Origin of the sequence: Variovorax paradoxus (assembly GCF_022009635.1) — a bacterium.
Taxonomy (GTDB): Bacteria; Pseudomonadota; Gammaproteobacteria; order Burkholderiales; family Burkholderiaceae_C; genus Variovorax.
Genome location: NZ_CP091716.1, coordinates 7536476 through 7555472 on the forward strand (window position 1 = coordinate 7536476; position 18997 = coordinate 7555472).

The window sequence follows — 18997 nt, forward strand, 5'->3', positions numbered from 1 at the left end:
CATGACCCCCTTCACCTGCGTCACGGGCGCCGCCGTGCCCCTGATGCGCGCCAACATCGACACCGACGTGATCATCCGCATCGAACGCCTCACCTCGTTCCAGCGCGATCAGCTCGGCCCCTATGCCTTCGAGGCGCTGCGCCTGCGCTCCGACGGCAGCGAAGACCCTGCCTGCGTGCTCAACCAGCCTGCGTTCCGCCGGGCGCCCGTGCTGCTGGCCGCCGAGAACTTCGGCTGCGGCTCCTCGCGCGAAGGGGCGGTGTGGGCGCTGATGGGGCTGGGCGTGCGCTGCGTGATCGCACCCAGCTTCGGCGACATCTTCTTCAACAACTGCTTTCAGAACGGCGTGCTGCCGCTTCGCCTGCCCATCGCGCAGGTCGAGGCGCTGGCGGCGCAATGCGCGGGCGGCGCCGCAATGAAGGTCGATCTGCAGGCGCGGACGATCACAGCGCCGGACGGGCACGTGTCGCCGTTCGAGATCGACTCGCTGCGCCGGGAAGCGCTGCTGCATGGCCTTGACGACATCGGCCTCACGCTGAAGGACGACGCACTGATCCGCGCATGGCAGCAGGCCGACCGCGCGCGCCGCCCCTGGGCCTGGCCCGCCGCGCAGGGAGCAGCCGCTTGAGCACGGCCACCGCATCGGGCTCGCTACGCAGCCATCCGTGGGTGCTGCGCTGGGCCGGTCTGCTCATGCGCGGGCGCCATGCCGGCGACGCGAGCCTGGCCTGCAGCGATGCGGCGCTCGCCCGACTGCCCGCCGCCATCGAGCTGCGCAGCGCGGACTTCGCGCACGGCGCAGCCATGCCACAGCGGCAGGCGGGCGAAGGCGTCGGCGGCAATCGCTCACCCGCGTTGGCGTGGCGGGGACTGCCACCGCAGGCGACGCATTGGCTGCTGCTGTGCGAAGACCCCGACGTGCCGCTGCCGCGAGCCATCGTGCATGTGCTCGCATGGGGCCCGTCGTCGGTGAACGCGCTGCCCGAAGGCGCCTTGAACAGCGGCCATGGCCCGACAGGCGTGACGCAGGCAATGAACAGCCTCGGTCGCCCAGACTACGACGGCCCGCGACCCCTGCCCGGCCACGGCCCGCACCGCTACGCGTTCCAGCTCTATGCGGTGGACGCCATGCCGCCACCGGGCCTTTCTCGCGAAGCAGGCCTGCTGCCCTGGCTGCGCGCCCACGCGCTCGCACGCGGACGCATTGACGGCCTTTACCAGCGCGACTGGCGCGGCCGCACCGTCAAGCCATCGCCGCCCTGAAGCACCAGGACGCAACGGCCCTGCATCGATTCATTCATTCAAGAAAACGGAGACAAGATGTTCGACAAGCCCCCCAGACCGACTGCGCCGCCAGCCGCGCGCAGCCTGCTTCCCGCACTGGCGTTCCTCGCGCTTGCACCGCCGGCGTTCGCGCAGGCGAACAACAACTGGCATCCGGACCGACCCGTCACGCTGGTCGTGCCCTACTCGGCCGGCGGCGGCACCGACGCGACCGCCCGCGCTGTCTCCAAGCAGCTTGGCGTGATCTGGCACCAGCCCGTGATCGTCGAGAACATGCCCGGCGCCGACGGCCTGATCGGCACGCGCCGCGTGATGGAAGCGAAGCCCGATGGCTACACCCTGCTGCTGCAGGTTCCGTCGATCGTCGTCACCCGCTACACGCCCGGCCTCAAGGGCATCGACCCGCTCGCGCGGCTGGAGCCGGTGACGGCGGTGTCGCAGTCGCCCGCCGCCGTGGTCGCGAGCGCCAAGCTGCCGGTGAAGACCTTCGGCGAATTCGTCCAGTATTGCAAGACGGCGGCGCAGCCCTGTTCGCTCGGCACGGGTGAGTCGCTGGCACGCATCTCGGCGAAGCAGCTGGCGGCCGAGGCTGGCCTGCCGAACCTGATCGTCGTCAACTACCGCGGCACGGGCGCGATCGTGACCGACATGATCGCCAACAACGTCAACATGGCCTTCACCGGGATCACCGCCGCACTGCCGCACTACAAGGCGGGCACGCTGAAGATCCTCGCCACGCAGGGCCCGAAGCGCGCGGCCGCGCTGCCCGAGGTGCCGACCACCACCGAGGCCGGCTATCCGCAATTCCAATCGGTTACTTGGTTCGGTCTGTTCGCACCCAAGGGCACGTCACCTGCCGTGACGCAGGGCATCGTCGCCGCGCTGCGCGAGGCCGTGAAGGATGCCGATGTGCAGAAGACCATCGCCTCCGCCGGTGCGGAGCCCGTGGTCAACGCGCCCGCCGCCTTCGCGGCGCAGGTGCGCGAAGAGAGCGAGCGACTGGCGACGCTCGTGAAGCTCTACCCGCTCGAGTGATCCAGCCGACGACAAGGAACAAGACCATGGCTTCCAACCCAGACACCGAACAGATCGCCGTGCGCTGCGTGCTGATGCGCGGCGGCACCAGCAAGGCGCTGTTCTTCCATGAGCGCGACGTGCCGCCCGCGGGCCCGGCGCGCGACCGGCTGCTCAAGCGCGCGATGGGCACGCCCGACGTGCTCCAGATCGACGGCATGGGCGGCTCGCGGCTCGTGACCTCGAAGGTCGCGATCATCCAGCGCTCCGCGCGCGAGGATGCAGACGTCGACTACACCTTCGCGCAGGTTGACGTGGACCGCGACATCGTCGGCCACGACGCCAACTGCGGCAACATCTCTTCGGCGGTCGCGCCTTTTGCCATCGACGAGGGGCTGGTGGAGGCCACCGAGCCGGTGACCACCGTGCGCATCTACAACACCAACACCGACAAGCTGCTGGTCTCGAAGGTGCAGGTGAGAAACGGCAAGGCCCGCGTGCACGGCGACTGCGCCATTCCCGGCGTGCCCGGCACCGGCGCGGAAATTCTCATGGACTATGCGGGCACCGTGGGCGCCAAGACCGGCCGCCTGCTGCCCACGGGCCGGACGGTGGACACGGTGACGCTGGAAGACGGCCGCCACATCGAGGTGTCCCTGTGCGACACCGCCAACCCCTGCGTGTTCATCGCGGCGCAATCGCTGGGCATGAGCGGCAGCGAACTGCCCGACGCCATCAGCGCCGACCGCGCGCTGATCGAGACGCTGGGCGAGATCCAGTCGAAGATGGGCCAGCGCATCGGCCTCTACGCCGACTGGCGCGACGTGCACCTGCCAGGCCTGCCGCTGGCGGTGATCGTCGCGCCGCCGGCCGGCTACGCCGACGTGAACGGCGATAGGCAGGAGGCCGCGTCGATGGACCTGCGCGCACGACTCGTGTTCCTCGGCAAGTGCCACGACAGCATGGCCGGCACCGGCTCGATGTGCACGGCCGCCGCCTCGCGCGTGCCCGGATCGACGGTGCATCAGGCGATCGGCGCGGAGCGCGCGGCCACCGGCACGCTGCGCATCGGCCATCCGCTGGGCGTGATGGAAGTGAAGGTGGTGGCCGAGCCGTCAGCCGCCCCAGCGGACATCCGCTTCTCGGCGCTCGGCCTCACGCGCACTGCGCGCCGGCTGATGGCGGGCGAGGTCTATGTGCCGGTGGAGGACGACGCATGAAGGCAACCATCTTGCGGCGCGCGCTCGGCGCGTTCTGCTTTGCGGCGGCAACTACCGCGGCTTTCGCACAAGGCCCGCTGCCGGCCAAGCCGCTGCGCATCGTGGTCGGCTACCCGGCGGGCCAGACGGTGGACATCATCGCGCGCAACTACGCCGCGGCACTCACCAAGGAACTGGGCCAGCCCGTCTACGTCGACAACCGCGCCGGCGCCAACGGCAGCCTCGGCGCGCAGGAAGTGAAGAAGAGCGCGCCCGACGGCAGCACGCTGCTGCTCGGCACGCTGGGCCAGATGGCCATCAACCCCACGCTCTACAAAAAGCTGCCCTACGACACGCTGAAGGACTTCGCGCCGGTGTCGATGGTGAGCATGGGCCCGCTGCTGCTGGTGGCCAATCCGTCGTTCCCGCCGAACGACGTGAAGGAGCTGGTCGCGTATGCGAAGGCGCGGCCCGGCAAGATCGACTTCGGCTCGGGCGGCAACGGCATCACCGCGCACCTGGCGATGGAGATGTTCCAGGCGCAGGCCGGCATCCAGCTCAACCACATTCCCTACAAGGGCTCGCCCGCCGCGCTGAACGACCTGATGGGCGGCCAGGTGTCGCTGATGTTCGATGCGGTACCGGCGGCGCTGCCGCATGTGAAGTCGGGCAAGCTGAAGGCGCTGGCCATTTCGGGCCTGAAACGCAACCCGCAGTTGCCTTCGCTGGCCACGGTGGACGAACAGGGCCTCAAGGGTTTCGACGTGAACTCGTGGGTCGGCTTTCTCGCGCCGGCAGGCACGCCGCAGGCCACGGTGGACGCATTGAACGCCGCCATCCATCGCGCTGCCGCCAGCCCCGCGCTGGTGGAGGCCACGCGCGCCATCGGCTCGGAAGTGCAGGTCGACACGCCCGCCCACTTCGCGGCCTTCCTGCAGACCGAAGTGAGGAAATGGGGCCAAGCCGTGACCGACGGCCGCGTCCAGATCGATTGAAAAGAACCGGAGCCAACGCATGCAGACCACTGCCAACAACGCCACCGACCCCACCGGCCCGACTGGCCGCCTCGCCCACTGGCTCGCCGGCTTCCGGCTCGAAGACGCGCCCGCTTCGGCGCGCGAGCGCGCCAAGGCGCTCACGCTCGACGGCATCGCATGCGCCGTCGTCGGCGCGCAGCTGCCCTGGTCGCGCACCGCCGCGCAGATCGTGCAGAAGTTCGAGGGTCGAGGCGACCGCACCATCGTCGGCTGGGGCGCGCGCACCAGCGCACCGGGCGCAGCACTGCTCAACGGCACCTTCATCCAGGGCTTCGAGCTCGACGACTACCACCCGCTGGGCCCGCTGCACAGCGCATCGATCGTGCTGCCCGCCCTGTGGGCGGCCTCGGAAGGCGACATCCACGTGAGCGGCCGGCAGTTCCTCGAGGCCGCGCTGGCCGGCTACGAAGTCGGCCCGCGTGTGGGCATGGCGCTGCACGGCGCGCAGATGCTGTCGCGCGGCTGGCACTCGGGGTCGGTCTTCGGCACGCACGCCGCGGCCTCGGCCGTCGGCAGGCTGCTGGGACTCGACGCGGCACGCATCGAGGACGCGCTGGGCCTGGCCGGTACGCAGTCCGCCGGCCTCATGGCCGCGCAGTACGAGGCGATGTGCAAGCGCATGCACCACGGCTTCTCGGCGCGCAACGGACTCTATGCGGCGGTGCTGGCCGAGGGCGGCTACACCGGCATCAAGCGCGTGTTCGAACGCGAGTACGGCGGCTTTCTCTCGACCTTCGGCGAAGGCCACGATCCCGACGCATCGAAGATCACCGAAGCGCTGGGTGAACGCTGGGAGGTGGAACGCATCGTCATCAAGCCGTATGCCGCGATGGGCGGCATCCATTCGCCGCTCGACGCGCTGTTCGATGTCGATGCGAAGCGCAAGCTCGTGCCCGAGGAGATCGCGCGCATCGAGGTCGAGGTGAGCCATGCGGTCTACCACCACGGATGGTGGACTCCCGAAAGGCCGCTGACGCCCATCGGCGCGCAGATGAACATCGGCTATGCGCTCGCGGTGGCGGTGCTCGACGGCGAGGCGATGGTGAAGCAGTTCGCGCCTGCGCGCATCGACGCCGACGACGTGTGGGCGCTGATTCCGCGCATCGAGGTGCGGCACCAGCCCGAGTTCGATGCGGGCGGTCCGCTCAAGCGCGGTCGCGTGCGGCTGGCGGTGACTTTCACCGACGGACAGCGCATCCAGGTCGAGCGCAATTCCTCGCGCGCCATCGAATCGCCGCAGAGCAGCGACGAGGTGGCGGCCAAGTATCGGGTGCTGACCGACGGACTGATCGACGGTGCGCGGCAGAAGGCCATCGAGGACATGGTCCGCTCCATTGAGGACCTGCCCGACGTGCGCGAGTTGCTCGCGCTGCTGGCGCCGCCGGTCGCGGCAGCTTTCGACTGACCGGCAAGCCCACGAAAAAAAGCACGGAGACAAGACACCATGACGCACCCATCCGCACACCTCGACCGCCGCGCGTTCTCGTTGGGGCTGCTTGCGCTGGCAGGCACCTGCGCCCTGCCCGCCCGCGCACAGGACCCGTGGCCCGCCGCCAAGCCGATCCGCCTGGTGCTGCCGTTTTCCGCAGGCGGGCCGGGCGACACCAATGTCCGGGCCATGGCGCAGTCCCAGGGCCGGCGGTTGAACCAGTCCATCATCGTGGACAACCGGCCGGGCGCAGGCGGCATCATCGGCAGCGAGTACGTGGCCAAGAGCGCACCCGACGGCTATACATGGCTGTCTGCCGGCAACGGCGCCATCGCCAACGCGCTGCTGCGGCCGAAGATGCCTTATGCGGAGACCGACCTGGTGCCCGTGGTCGGAACCAGCACCGCACCTTCCGTGCTGGTCACCAACGCCAGCGTGCCGGCGAAGAACCTGAAGGAACTGCAAGCCTGGGCGCGCACCAGGGGCCGCCTGAACTTCGGCACGGCCGGCAGCGGCAGCACAGGGCATTTCGTGGCGGAGATGGTGGAATCGGCGCTCGGTGTACCGGTGACCCTGGTGCACTACAAGAGCGGCTCGCAGACGGTGAACGCGATTGTCGGCGGCGAGGTCGACCTGGCCTCGGAAGCGCCGATCGGTGTCGCGGCTTTCGTGCAATCGGGAAGGCTGCATGCCCTGGCACTCACTGCGCGAGAACGCACCGGCCCGATGAAGCAGGTGCCGACCACCGTGGAGCAGGGCTTTCCGACGATCCTCATGCAGCACTGGGGCGGCATCTTCGCGCCGAAGGGAACGCCTGTCACGATCCTCGACCGCATCGCCGAAGTCACGATGCGTGCGTTCAAGGAAGATGCCGACCTCATTGCGCAGACCGAGCGAGGCGGCGCACAGCCGATGCTGCTGGCACGGGCGGAGTTCGGGCAGTTCCTCGACCAGGAGCGCATGCGCATGGCGAAGATCGTCACCGCTTCGCACATGACCCTGGAGTAGCGCTCCCGCAGAGCGCGGAGCTTACTTCGCCAACAGCTCGTCGGGCGACTTTCCTGCCTCGAGCGCGGCCTTGAACCAGGTGGGACGAGGGCCGCGGCCGCTCCAGACATTGCCTTGGTCGTCCTTGAACTTCGGAGCGGAGGCCGCCCCTTTCTTCGCGACGCCGCGCGTCTTTTTGGCGCCCGGCTTCGATACGGCAGCCACGCGGCCGGCCTTCCGGCCGAAGCCGAGATCGGCGGCGCTGAACCCATAAACCGCAATAGCTTCCTTGATCCGGCTCAGCACGTCGGAGGCTTCTTCACGGCGCAAACGCTCTGCTTCTTCCTGCAATTGTTCGATTTGCTTCTGAATTTCGAGGTAAGTCTTTTTGGCCATCCGTTGGGCTCCTTGGCATTGTTAGGAGCTGAAGAGCATACGTGAGTCGAAAAAGCGTCGGCGCATCCCGCATCGAGCGACATGCGCCGTCCCTCAGGCGGCTATTTGAAATCGTCGGCCAGGATGTCGAACTTGCGCAACTTGTCGTGCAGCGTCTGCCGCGCGATGGCCAGCGCGGCGGCCGTGGCGGGCTGGTCGCCCTTGTGCTTGCGCAGCGCCTCGACGATCACGGCGCGCTCGAAGGCCTCGACCTGCTGCGGCAGCGCGCGCGGCAACGCCGGCAGGCCTTCGCCGGTGCCGCGCGTCTGGGTGAGGCGCTCGCCGAGCAGCCCCAGCACGAAGCGGTCGGCCACGTTGCGCAGCTCGCGGACGTTGCCGGGCCATGCATAGGCCATCAGGTCGGCCAACTGCGCGTTGGTGAGCGGCTGCGCCGCACGCTCGTAGCGGTTCGCGGCCAGCAGCGTGAAGTGCTCGAACAGCAGCGGGATGTCCTCCCGCCTCTCGCGCAGCGGCGGCAGTTCGATGAATGCCACGCCGAGGCGGTAGTACAGGTCGGCCCTGAACTTCTGCCGGTCGCTCATTTCCTTCAGGTCCTCCTTGCTCGCGGCCACCACGCGGCAGTCGAAGGGAATGGCCTTGTTGGAGCCGATGCGCTCGATGCTGCGCTCCTGCAGCGCGCGCAGCAGCTTGATCTGCACCGGCATGGGCATGCTCTCGATCTCGTCGAGAAACAGCGTGCCGCCGTTGGCGTATTCGAACTTTCCCACCCGCGCGCGGTTGGCGCTGGTGAAGGCGCCGGCCTCGTGGCCGAAAAGTTCGCTCTCGGCCAGCGCCTCGGGCAAGCCGCCGCAATTGAGCGGCACGAAATGCCGGCGCCGGCGCTCGCTGTGGGCGTGCAGGCACTGGGCGACGAGCTCCTTGCCGGTGCCGGTTTCGCCGTAGATCAGCACGTCGGCCGAGGTCTCGGCCAGCGTCATCACGGTACGGCGCACCTGCTGCATCTGGGCCGAGCGGCCGATCAGCACCGACTGGATGCCGTTCCAGTTCTCCAGCGCGTCGCGCAGCGTGCGCACCTGCAGCGTGAGCTGGCGGCGCTCGATGGCATGGCGCACGATGGCCACCAGCCGTTCCGAACTGAAGGGCTTCTCGATGAAGTCGTAGGCGCCCTCGCGCATGGCCTGCACGGCCATCGCGATGTGGCCGTGGCCCGTGACCAGGATGACCGGAAGCTCGGCATCGGCCGTATGCAGCTCGCCCAGCCACTCGGTCCCGCTCATGCCCGGCAGGCGCACGTCGCTGATCACGATCGCCGGCACACCGAAACTGATGTGCGCCCGCGCGCGCTCGGCGCTGGCAAAGGCTTCGACCTCGAAGCCGGCCAGGGTCAGCACCTGGGTCGTGCTGAGGCGGACGTCTTCGTCGTCCTCCACCAGCAGCACCCGGATCGCAGGGTCGTCGCTCACTTGGGCATCACTCCTGTGCAATGGAATCAATGGAATCAACGGAATAAGAAGGGAATGAACGGGGCGGGTGATGGATCACGGCAATGGCGGCGGGCAGGTCGACCACGAAGCAGGCGCCGCCTTGCGCCTGGTTGGCCGCGCGCAGCGTGCCGTCCATCGCGCGTACCAATTGTGCCGAGATCACGAGCCCCAGGCCCAGGCCGGCGCCCGCCGGCTTGCTGGTGACGAAAGGTTCGAACAGGCGCGGCAGGATGTCGGGACGGATGCCGGGGCCGGTATCGCTCAGGCTCAGGATCACGCGGCCTTCGTCGAGCCGGGCCACGAGCCGCAGCGTGCGCAGCGGCGCGTCCTGCATGGCCTCGACGGCATTGCGCATCAGGTTGACCAGCACGCTGCCCAGCGCCGCCTCCTCGGCCATGACGCTCAGCGCGGCAGGCTGCACATCGACCTCGATGGCGACGCGATGCTTCTTCGCGGCCTCGGCCACCATCGCCTGCGCATCGGCGATGGCCTGCGACAGCAGCAGCGGCACCAATGGCAGGTCGCTGCGATGCGCGAAGGTCTTCAGCTGGGAGGTCAGGCGCGCGAGGCGGTCGACCATGCCGCAGATGCGCTGCAAGTTGCCGCGCACGTCGTCCAGGCGGTTCTTGTCGAGCAGGATGCCGGCGCTCTCAGAGAGCGTGCGCATGGCCGTGAGAGGCTGGTTGAGCTCGTGCACCACGCCGACCGACATCTGGCCCAGCGCGGCCATCTTGCCCGAATGCACCAGCTCTCCCTGGGCCGCGCGCAACTGAGCGGTGCGCGCCACCACGGTCGATTCGAGCATGTCGTGCGCCGCCTGCAGCGCGGCCTGGTTGGCCAGTTTCTGGCGCAGCGCGCGGCGGCGCTGCCACAGCGCGACGGCCACCAGCAGCAGCACCGCCATCGCCAGGCTCGCGGTGATGGCCGTGTTGCGCGCCGCCATCCGCACCGGCGCCAGATCGTCGAGCACCATCAGTTGCCAGGGCGCGCCACCCAGGGTGCGGGCCGAGGCAAGCTGGTCGGTGTCGTCGAGCGTGATCACCTGCACGTTCCGGTCCAGCGACTCCTTCTGCGACCACTGCAGCGGCTGCAGCGCGGCGTTGCCGTAGGGCCGCGAACGCAACACCTCGGCGCGCTGCAGCGCGTCCAGCGGCAGCAGCGGGCGGAATTTCAGATCTTCGCGCGTGGAGAGGATCACCACGCCGCGCTGGTCGATCAGCGCCACGTCGCCCGGCAGCTTGCGCCAGGCGCGCTCGGCCTCCTCGAGGTTGACCTTGACGGCCACCACGCCGCGGGTGGGCTGGCCGCGCCGAAGGGCGTACGACAGGTAGTAGCCCGGCCGCTTGCTGGTGATGCCCACGCCATAGAAGCGACCCCGGCCATGGTTCAGCGCATCGATCATGTAGGGCCGGAACGACAGGTCCTGCCCCAGGGTGGTGCCGGGCTTGTCCCAGTCGGACGCCGCCTGCGAAATGCCGGAGCGGTCGAGCACGTAGAGCATCTCGGCGCCCGCCGTGGCGTTGACGCCGTCGAGGTAGCGGTTGACTGCGTCGCGCAGGTGCGCGTCCGATGGCGTGTCGAGCAGTGCCGGCACGATCGGCGTCATCTCCAGCAGCGCGGGCAGGTAGTCGAAGCGCGCGAGGTCGGCGTCCAGGCCGGTCGCGAGCATGTCGAGGCGATGGTCGGCCGCCTCGCGCAGGCGCGCCAGGCCGGTCTGCATGGCGACCTGGTGTCCCGCGAAGGCGGCCACGGCCACCAGGGCCAGCGCGGCGCACCAGCGCGGAAGGCCGCGCCACCGTATGGAGTTTTCGGAAGGCAAATCGAAGCGCCGGGCCGGCTCCCCTGAAGTCAAGGAAGCGTTATTGCACAAGGCCGCCGTGCGCGCATCGGTGCCTGCCCGGTGAGGCGCCGCCCCCGGTTCCAGCGCATGCTCAGGCATGGCGCGGCGCTCCCGGTTTGCCGGTCGGGGGAGACGGGATGTGAAAGACGATATGGGCCGCGTACTGCATGTGAGCGAGTATCGGGGCGGCCGGCCCCCTCTTCATTGCATGTGCTGGCCGCCGTTGATGGCGATGTTGGCACCCGTCACGAACGCCGCCTCCTGCGAGGCCAGGTAGATGATCAGCCCCGCCACCTCTTCCGGTCTGCCGAGCCGGCCCACCGGGATGTGCGGCAGGATCTTGCTGTCGAGCACTTCCTTCGGAATGGCCGTGACCATTTTCGTGCCGATGTAGCCCGGCGAGATGGTGTTCACCGTCACGCCCTTCCTGGCCACCTCGAGCGCCAGCGCCTTGGTGAAGCCGTGCACACCGGCCTTGGCCGCCGAGTAGTTGGTCTGGCCGAACGCGCCCTTCGAGCCGTTCACCGACGACACATTGATGATCCGCCCCCAGCCGCGCTCGACCATGCCATCGGCCACCTGCTTGCTCATGTTGAACAGGCTGTCGAGGTTGGTGCGCAGCACGGCGTTCCAGTTGATCTGGTCCATCTTCCTGAAGGTCATGTCGCGCGTGATGCCGGCGTTGTTGACCAGCACGTCCACCGGGCCCAGCGCCTCCTGCACCTGGCTCACGGCCTGCGCGCAGGCGTCGTAGTCCGCCACGTCGCAGGGCACGGCCAGGATCCGGTAGCCGCGCTCGGCCATCTGCGCCACCCAGTCCGCATGCGACTTGTTGCCGGGCGAATAGGTCACGGCCAGCTTGTAGCCGGCATCGACCATCTTGGTGGAGATGGTCTCGCCCAGGCCTCCCATGCCGCCCGTGACCAGGACCACGCGTTGTTTCTCGCTCATTCGATTGCTCCCTGCCGGGTGATGTAACAAGTGGAAAGCCGCTTCAGGCGCGCCAGCGCCGGCACTCAGCGCACCGAACCGGCGGGCATGTGCGTCTCGGTGGCGTCGAGCACGCGCTCGGGCTCGTCCGCTTCCGCCGCGCTTTCCTGGTTCAGGTGCTGGTGCATGCGCACGGTGTCCAGATCGCCGGTCCACTTGGCGACCACGAGGGTGGCCACGCCGTTGCCGATCAGGTTGGTGAGCGCGCGGGCCTCCGACATGAAGCGGTCGATGCCCAGGATGAGCGCGAGCCCCGCCACCGGCACATGGCCCACCGCCGACAGCGTGGCGGCCAGCACGATGAAGCCGCTGCCCGTGACACCGGCCGCGCCCTTCGAGGTGAGCAGCAGCACCGCCAGCAATGTAAGTTGCTGCGTGAGCGTCATGTCGGTGTTGGTGGCCTGCGCGATGAACACGGCCGCCATCGTCAGGTAGATCGAGGTGCCATCGAGGTTGAACGAATAGCCCGTGGGCACGACCAGGCCAACCACCGACTTCTTCGCGCCCAGGTTCTCCAGCTTGGCCATCATGCGCGGCAGCACCGATTCGCTCGACGAAGTGCCCAGCACGATCAGCAGCTCTTCCTTGATGTACTTGATGAACTTCCAGATGCTGAACCCGTGGAACCTGGCGATGCCGCCGAGCACCACGAAGATGAACAGCAGGCAAGTGATGTAGAACGTGGCCATCAGCTGGCCCAGCTGCAGCAGCGAACTCACGCCGTACTTGCCGATGGTGAAGGCCATCGCGCCGAAGGCGCCGATGGGCGCGACCTTCATGATGTAGCCGACGATCACGAAGAGCACGTGCGAGCCCTTCTCGATCACGTCGAACACCAGCGTGCCGCGGCCGCCGAAACGGTGCAGTGCGAAGCCGAACATCACCGCGATCAGCAGCACCTGCAGAATCTCTCCCTTGGCGAAGGCATCGACCAGCGTGTTGGGGATGATGTTCAGCACGAAATCGGTGGTGCTCTGCATCTTGCCCGGGCCGGTGTAGGCCGCGATGCTCTTGGTGTCGAGCTGGCTCACGTCCACGTTCATGCCCGCACCGGGCCGCACGATGTTGATGATGACCAGGCCCACCACCAGCGCGATGCTGGAAACGATCTCGAAATACAGCAGCGCCAGGCCGCCGGTCTTGCCGACCTTCTTCATGTCCTCCATGCCGGCGATGCCCACCACCACCGTGCAGAAGATGATCGGCGCGATGATCATCTTGATGAGCTTGATGAAGCCGTCGCCCAGCGGCTTCATCGATGCGCCGGTGTCGGGATAGAAATGCCCCAGCAGCACGCCCAGCACGATGGCGGTGATGACCTGGAAGTACAGGGACTTGTAGAAGGGTTTGGGTACGGGGCGGGGTTGGTGGTCCAAGGGGATCTCCTAGAAATTGTCGGGTGCCGGCGGCGTGGGCGCGCGGTGCAAGGGCTTCGGGCAGCGCGAACGAGGCTCGGCATGGCACAGGTGCTGGCGCTGCGAGGTCGGCCATGGCGCCGTGGCGCCGCGCAACTCGCCCGTGGGGTCGAGGTCGCCCGGTGGGCTCATCGGTTTGTCTCCTGTGTCTTGGCCGGGACTCGCATCGGGACATGCGGCGGGCCTTGATCCTGAGCAATCGACATGCCACGGCCCGGGCGCAGGAAAAACTGCGCTAAGTCGTTGATTTCGCGAGGACTTCAGCCAGGAAAGGAGCGATGCCCCGCCGACAATCCGGATGAAGCGACGACAGGCCGTCCGGCCATCCGGATCGACGGATAAGTACAAACCCTATGATCACATCGCGCGAGGGCCGACGCGGCCAGCCGCGGCTTCTACGCCTGCCGGTGAGCGGAGAAGAAGCTCTTGACCACGTCGATGAAGTCCTCGACGACCTTGGAGCGCGGCTGGTGGGCGGGCAGGACAAAGGAGCACTCGAACGGAACCGCGGGCTCGATGGGCAGGAACACGACATCCGAGTCGACGAAGTGCTTCGCGGTGAAGGGGTCGATCACCGCGATGCCCAGACGCCCCCGAACGAAGTTGCACGCCGAGTACGCCAGCGTCGTCTCCACCGGCCGGCTGTAGCGGACGCCGGCCGCGTCCAGCGCGCTCTCCAAGCGAACCCGCAGCGGATTGTTCTGGCTCAGCGAAATGATCGACTCGCCCTCGAAGTCGTCGATGGCGATGGCTGGCCTGTCCGCCAACCGGTGATCGCGGCGAAGCACGCAGACGGCCGGCAAGCTTTGGAGCGGATGAACGACCACGCCCGGGTACTCGGTGTTTGCCTGATGCACGAAGCCGATGTCGATCTGATTGGCTGCCGCCAATTCGAGCACGCTCAACGAGTTGCGCACATCCAGCGAGACCGCGACCTCGCGATGCGTTGCCGCGAACCGGTTGACGCACTCGCACAGCGCGTTGAGCGCCAGCGCGCTCAGCGATGCGACCCGGAGATTGCCGATGCGAACCGACTTCAAGTCCTGCGCGACCTTTTCGATCTGCTCGATGCCCCGATAGAACAGGTCCACCTCACGGAACAGGCGCTGGGCCTCGGCGCCCGGAATCAGCCGGTTGCCTTCGCGCCTGAAGAGGCGAATGCCGACAGACGCTTCCAGGTCCCGGATGAGCCGGCTGACCGCGGGCTGGCTGACCTGCAGCCGCTCGGCCGCGATCGTCATGCTGCCGGTCAGCATGACCTTCCTGAAGGCGTCGAGCTGCCGAGGGTTGAGGTCCATGCCTTTCAATGTAATGGCCGCGGGCGGGGTTTCGCACGCCCGCGTGCATAACATTGCCTTATACGCGTCCAGCCTTTTGTGCCGTTGTGCCGGGGCGAGGGGCATCGCATCATTTCGCCACGCCAATGAATGCCGACACCCCGTCCTTTCCCGTATGACCCTCCATCCAGAAATCCTGCTCAGCGATGCACGCCTGAAATCGCCGGCCGCGTCGCGGCAGCTGAAGTACAACGAGTTGCCCAAGCTGCAGGCGGAGAGAAAGAAATTCGATGAATTTCTCGCGGTGGACCTGGCCCACACCGCGATGCTCGTGGCGCAGGAAATCATCGCGCCGGCAGCCGGCCGCGCCATCCTTCAGCAGCTCCTGGCCATTCAGGAGATGGGCCGCGACGAATTCCCCGTCGACGTGCGCAAGGGAAGCTTTCTTCTCCAGATGGAGTCGTACCTCTTCGCGGCGATCGGTGAGGAAGTCGGCGGCCAAATGCACACGGGCCGCAGCCGCATCGACCAGGGCGCGACCGTTCGCAGGCTGTATCAGCGCAACCGAATCCTGGACGTGATGGGCCGGCTGAACGCGCTGCAGGCGGCCATCGCCGAGCAGGCTGAAAAGCATGCACGCACGATCATGCCGGGCTACACCCACATGCAGCAGGCGCAGCCGTGGGTTTTCGGCCATTACCTGCTCAGCTTCAGCTCCCGCCTGCACGACAGCTTCGAGCGCCTGACCCAGGCTTATGCCAGGGTCAACCGCAATCCGCTCGGCACCGTCGGCCTGGCCGGCACGTCCTGGCCGCTGGACCGGGCGCTCACCACGCGCTTGCTCGGCTTCGACGGGCTGGTGGAGAACTCCAAGCTGGGCCGCGAGGCGTTCTACGCCGTCGACGCGCTCAGCGCACTGTCCTTCGTCATGGCCGACCTGAACGACCTGGCGACCGACCTGCACGTCTGGTCGAGCAGCGAGTTCGGACTGGTCGAGTGCGACGACAGCTATTGCGGCACCAGCAGCATCTTTCCGCAGAAGAAGAATCCCACGGCCCTCGAATACGTCCGGCGCGCGGCCGGCGCCTCGGTCACCTGGGTCTCGACCGCACTGGCCACCTTCCGAGGCGAGGGAACGGGCGACCAGGCAATGCGCGAGGCGCCGATCCTGGACGAAGCGCTCGCGACCGCCGAGGCGATGCTGGACCTGTTCACGGGCGTGATGGAAACGCTCATCGTGCACGAGGACCGCATGGCCGCGGCGCTGAAGGAAAGCTGGTGCACCTCGAGCAATCTGGCCGACGTCATCGTGCGGGACTGCGGCCTGTCGTTCAGGCAGGTTCACCACATCGTCGCGCGCGTCGTGCGCAACAGCCTGAGCGAATCGGTCGCGCCCTACGAACTCACGGGTGCCATGGTCGACCGGGCGGCGCTCGAGACGGTCGGGCGCCCGATCGGGCTGTCGGACAGCTCGGTGCAAACGGCATTGAATCCCCGCGAGTTCGTCGAGACGCGCGTCACCGCCGGTGGCGTGGGTCCGCTGGAAGTCCGCCGCCTGCTGGCGCAGGCGCGCGAGCAGTGCGCGGCCGACATGCGCTGGACGGATGCAGCGCGCAGCGCGCTGGCCGAGGCGCGCTGCGCGCTCGATCGGGCAGTGGGGGGCATTCTGGCGCCGACGTCCCAGCCCCTTGGCCACTGACTCTTCCCCCTCGCCTGCCACTGCGGAAGCTCCCGCAAGACGCCGTCCGATGCGTGCGGGCGGAGCAGGCTCTTCCCTCCATGGCCGACCCGGGACGAACCGGCGACCGACGATTCACGAAAGAGACCGACACATGTTCAAGTTCGCCGCCATCCTTGCCACAGTGCTGGGCGTTTCGACGGGCGCCTGCGCGCAAACCTATCCCCACAAGCCGATCACTCTGGTCGTCCCGTTCGCCGCGGGGGGCACGGTCAACCTCATGGGTCGTCTCGTGGCCCAACGCATGGGCGACGTGCTGGGGCAGCCCGTGGTGGTCGACAACAGGGCCGGAGCGGGCGGCACGATCGGCGCGGGCTACGTGGCCAAGGCGCCCGCCGACGGCTACACGCTGCTGCTGGGCTCAATGGGCCAGGCGGTGCAACCACTGCTCTACAAGCGGCTTCCCTTCGACGGGACCAAGGCGTTCGTGAATGTCGCGACCTTCGCGGCGGTGCCGAACGTCCTGGCGGTTTCCAGACAGGCGCCCGCCAGGAATGTGGCGGAACTGGTGAGCTACGCGAAGGCGAACCCGGGCAAGCTCAACATGGGCTCCGCCGGGATCGGTTCGATCAACCACCTGCTCGGTGCGATCTTCATGGACCGCGCGCATGTGGCCTTCACCCACATCCCCTACAAAGGGGCATCGTCCGCCACGACGGACCTGCAAGCCGGCCAGATCCAGGTGATGTTCGCGAACCTGCCCAATGTGCTTGCGTATGCCCAGGCGGGCTCGGTACGCATTCTCGGCATCGCGGCCGACAAGCGCAGTCCGGTGATTCCCGATGTGCCCACGTTCACGGAAAGCGGGGTGAACGACGTCGTGGTGAGATCCTGGTACAGCATCATGGCGCCGGCCGGTACTCCGCCCGAGGTGGTGAAGAAGCTGCAGGACACCGTGGTGGGCATCGCGAACGAAAAGACTTTCGCGGCCCATCTGGCCGATCAGGGGGCTTATCCCTTCCCGGGCTCCACCGCCGAGGCCACGGCGCTCATGGACAGGGAAACCCAGCGCTGGGCCGGCATCATCCGGAACGCCAACATCCAGATGGATTGAGCCCCGGCGGGGCCGATCAGCGCGCTGGCGCATCTATGCCTGTTCTCCTACTGCGCGGTGCGGGTGCCGGGGCGCAACATCCGCCCCATGATCAGCATTGGCTCCACCCTCGTCGAAGTGAAGCTCGGCCAGCTGCGGCCCACGCAGATGACCGTCGGGTTCGGGGAAGTCGAGAGAAAGAGAAGATCCTGGGCGAAGCTGGGCGCGCACGCCCGCCGCGAGGCCATGCGGCAGGCGCTCTTTCCCGCGGTACGGGGACCGGACAAGACCTTCTACATCCTCGATCACCACCACACGGCGGTCGCGCTGCTTCGGGAGAAATCCGACAGCGTGCAGGTCGGCGTCGTCAAGGACCTGTGTGCGCTGAAGCCCCGCGATTTCTGGATCTTCCTGGACCACTGCAGTTGGGTGCACCCCTACGATGCGAACGGCGAGCGACGGCCTTTCAAGGACATGCCGAAGAGCTTCGAAGACCTGGCGGATGACCCGTACCGCAGTCTGGCCGGCGATGTGCGCGATGCGGGCGGTTTCGCCAAATCGGATGCGCCGTTTCTCGACTTCCTGTGGGCCAATCACCTGCGGGCATCCATTCCTCGAAAGAAGCTGGAGCGCGCGCCGAAACAGGCGCTCGCCGACGGACTTGCGCTCGCGCGCTCGAAGAAGAGCGCGTACCTCCCGGGCTGGCCGGGCAAGTCCTGACGGCCCGGCGCGTCCTCGTTGGCAGTGCCGGCGAATCCACGCACTAGTTCACCGCCCGCGCCACCCATTCGTCGACGACATGCGCCACATCAAGGCTGTTCTTCTCGAGCATGACCATATGGCCGTTGCCATGGATGCCGATGTCCGCAAGCCGCGTGAACTCGACTTCGACACCTGCCTGCCGCAGCCACCGCACGGTGCAATGGTCAAAGGGCGCGTGGTAACTCGCTTCCGTCGATATCACGGTGATCGGTATTCCCTTCAGGCGAAGCAACTGGCGCGCAGGTTCCTTTTGCTCCCAGCAGGCCTGCAACAAAGGGCTGTCGGGTGCGCGTTGCTGCTCGACCTGCAGGTCGGCGGATTGCGCCGCGGCGGGGGTATACGACAAAGCGATGTCGGCAACGCCCCAGGCCGCCGTGCTGCGGGTGCCCGAGCGGATGGGCGGGCCCTGCGGCTCGATGGCCACGATGCCCTTGACCTGCTGCGGCTGCGCGTCCGCGATCAGCCAGCCGAAGGGGCCGGCCTGCGAATGGGTGACCAGCACCGCAGGGCCGATGCGGTGCAGAAGCGCTGTCCCGGCCGCCTTCATGGCCGTCTGCGTGGCGACGTTGGAGCCCAGGTAGGCGACCTGGCTGGCGTAGAACTGGTCGAACACCGCGTCGCCTCGTCGGCCGGACCCCGGCCACTGGGTGTGCAGCCTGGCCTGTGGCCAGTCGCCGTCCGGGCGAGTGAAGAGCGTCTCGGCCGCCGCGACGGAGAGGCTGCGCAACTCGCCATCGACGCCAGGGTTCCAGGCGGAGCGGCCGCGCGCGGGCTGATCGATCATGTACACCTCGTAGCCCTGCTCGACGAAGTACTGCGCCCAGCCCTTGCGGCCGTCGGGCGTGGTCATCCAGTTGACAGCCGTCTGCGCCGTGCCGGAAATCAGCACCAGCGGGTATTTGCGCGTGACCTTGGGCGGGCGCAGGTGCTCGACATACATCGCGCCGCGCATCACCTGGGCGCTGCCCTCGCCGACGTAGCTGCCACCGACGAAGAACACATCGCGCGAAGACGTCGCCCACATGTCGGGCGAACCGGGCGTCGAACAGCCGCAAAGAACAGCGACCAGCGCGGCACCGGCCGCTGCCGGAAGTTTCCTCTTCATCATCATC

General features: G+C 67.7%; 18 protein-coding genes. 10 read left to right on the forward strand and 8 right to left on the reverse strand.

Annotation, left to right across the window (positions count from 1 at the left end; all coding sequences use genetic code 11):
- The first annotated feature begins 1 nt into the window (after position 1).
- From leuD to L3V85_RS35270, 7 genes are read left to right on the forward strand one after another with little or no spacing between them, the layout of a single operon-like run.
- Positions 2 to 628: a 3-isopropylmalate dehydratase small subunit gene (gene leuD / locus L3V85_RS35240; RefSeq protein ID WP_237680714.1), complete on the forward strand. Its 627-nt coding sequence runs from the start codon at positions 2 to 4 to the stop codon at positions 626 to 628.
- Entirely contained in the window at positions 625 to 1263 is a 639-nt protein-coding gene (locus L3V85_RS35245; RefSeq protein WP_237677180.1) for a YbhB/YbcL family Raf kinase inhibitor-like protein, read from the forward strand. The genes leuD and L3V85_RS35245 overlap by 4 nt, the downstream gene beginning before the upstream one ends.
- A gap of 57 nt (positions 1264 to 1320) precedes the next feature.
- Positions 1321 to 2319, forward strand: coding sequence for a Bug family tripartite tricarboxylate transporter substrate binding protein (locus L3V85_RS35250; protein ID WP_237677181.1), 999 nt, complete (start codon positions 1321 to 1323; stop codon positions 2317 to 2319).
- A 26-nt stretch (positions 2320 to 2345) separates the two neighbouring features.
- Entirely contained in the window at positions 2346 to 3518 is a 1173-nt protein-coding gene (locus L3V85_RS35255) for a 2-methylaconitate cis-trans isomerase PrpF family protein (RefSeq protein WP_237677182.1), read from the forward strand.
- Positions 3515 to 4492, forward strand: a complete 978-nt coding sequence (locus L3V85_RS35260; RefSeq protein ID WP_237677183.1) for a tripartite tricarboxylate transporter substrate binding protein — start codon at positions 3515 to 3517, stop codon at positions 4490 to 4492. The genes L3V85_RS35255 and L3V85_RS35260 overlap by 4 nt, the downstream gene beginning before the upstream one ends.
- Before the next feature lie 19 nt (positions 4493 to 4511).
- Complete coding sequence (locus L3V85_RS35265) at positions 4512 to 5939, forward strand: MmgE/PrpD family protein (protein WP_237677184.1); 1428 nt, start codon at positions 4512 to 4514, stop codon at positions 5937 to 5939.
- A 39-nt stretch (positions 5940 to 5978) separates the two neighbouring features.
- Positions 5979 to 6971, forward strand: a complete 993-nt coding sequence (locus L3V85_RS35270; protein ID WP_237677185.1) for a Bug family tripartite tricarboxylate transporter substrate binding protein — start codon at positions 5979 to 5981, stop codon at positions 6969 to 6971.
- A 21-nt stretch (positions 6972 to 6992) separates the two neighbouring features.
- On the opposite strand, the gene L3V85_RS35275 is transcribed toward L3V85_RS35270, so the two are convergent.
- The 7 genes from L3V85_RS35275 to L3V85_RS35305 all read right to left on the reverse strand — a co-directional run bounded on the left by L3V85_RS35275 (position 6993) and on the right by L3V85_RS35305 (position 14427).
- Positions 6993 to 7346: an H-NS family nucleoid-associated regulatory protein gene (locus tag L3V85_RS35275; RefSeq protein ID WP_237677186.1), complete on the reverse strand. Its 354-nt coding sequence runs from the start codon at positions 7344 to 7346 to the stop codon at positions 6993 to 6995.
- A 101-nt stretch (positions 7347 to 7447) separates the two neighbouring features.
- Positions 7448 to 8809 carry a sigma-54-dependent transcriptional regulator gene (locus L3V85_RS35280; protein WP_237677187.1) on the reverse strand — a complete coding sequence of 454 codons (1362 nt, stop codon included), beginning with the start codon at positions 8807 to 8809 and terminating at the stop codon, positions 7448 to 7450.
- A gap of 7 nt (positions 8810 to 8816) precedes the next feature.
- The gene (locus L3V85_RS35285; RefSeq protein ID WP_337250104.1) at positions 8817 to 10682 is read right to left on the reverse strand and encodes a sensor histidine kinase; all 1866 of its coding nucleotides are present in this window, start codon (positions 10680 to 10682) and stop codon (positions 8817 to 8819) included.
- Between the two features lie 189 nt (positions 10683 to 10871).
- Positions 10872 to 11621, reverse strand: a complete 750-nt coding sequence (phbB, locus tag L3V85_RS35290; RefSeq protein ID WP_237677189.1) for an acetoacetyl-CoA reductase — start codon at positions 11619 to 11621, stop codon at positions 10872 to 10874.
- A 65-nt stretch (positions 11622 to 11686) separates the two neighbouring features.
- Complete coding sequence (locus L3V85_RS35295) at positions 11687 to 13036, reverse strand: dicarboxylate/amino acid:cation symporter (RefSeq protein ID WP_237677190.1); 1350 nt, start codon at positions 13034 to 13036, stop codon at positions 11687 to 11689.
- Positions 13037 to 13045: 9 nt separating this feature from the next.
- Positions 13046 to 13207, reverse strand: a complete 162-nt coding sequence (locus L3V85_RS35300) for a hypothetical protein (protein WP_237677191.1) — start codon at positions 13205 to 13207, stop codon at positions 13046 to 13048.
- A gap of 263 nt (positions 13208 to 13470) precedes the next feature.
- Positions 13471 to 14427 carry a LysR substrate-binding domain-containing protein gene (locus L3V85_RS35305; protein ID WP_337250126.1) on the reverse strand — a complete coding sequence of 319 codons (957 nt, stop codon included), beginning with the start codon at positions 14425 to 14427 and terminating at the stop codon, positions 13471 to 13473.
- Positions 14428 to 14527: 100 nt separating this feature from the next.
- Here L3V85_RS35305 and argH point away from each other — a divergent pair, with 100 nt between their 5' ends.
- The 3 genes from argH to L3V85_RS35320 all read left to right on the forward strand — a co-directional run bounded on the left by argH (position 14528) and on the right by L3V85_RS35320 (position 17843).
- Positions 14528 to 16051, forward strand: a complete 1524-nt coding sequence (gene argH, locus L3V85_RS35310; protein WP_237677193.1) for an argininosuccinate lyase — start codon at positions 14528 to 14530, stop codon at positions 16049 to 16051.
- Positions 16052 to 16184: 133 nt separating this feature from the next.
- On the forward strand, positions 16185 to 17144 hold the full coding sequence (locus L3V85_RS35315; RefSeq protein ID WP_237677194.1) for a Bug family tripartite tricarboxylate transporter substrate binding protein: 960 nt from the start codon (positions 16185 to 16187) through the stop codon (positions 17142 to 17144).
- Between the two features lie 87 nt (positions 17145 to 17231).
- Positions 17232 to 17843, forward strand: a complete 612-nt coding sequence (locus L3V85_RS35320) for a ParB-like protein (protein WP_237677195.1) — start codon at positions 17232 to 17234, stop codon at positions 17841 to 17843.
- A 43-nt stretch (positions 17844 to 17886) separates the two neighbouring features.
- Here L3V85_RS35320 and L3V85_RS35325 read toward each other — a convergent pair whose 3' ends face one another.
- On the reverse strand, positions 17887 to 18990 hold the full coding sequence (locus tag L3V85_RS35325) for an alpha/beta hydrolase (RefSeq protein ID WP_237677196.1): 1104 nt from the start codon (positions 18988 to 18990) through the stop codon (positions 17887 to 17889).
- Positions 18991 to 18997 lie beyond the last annotated feature (7 nt).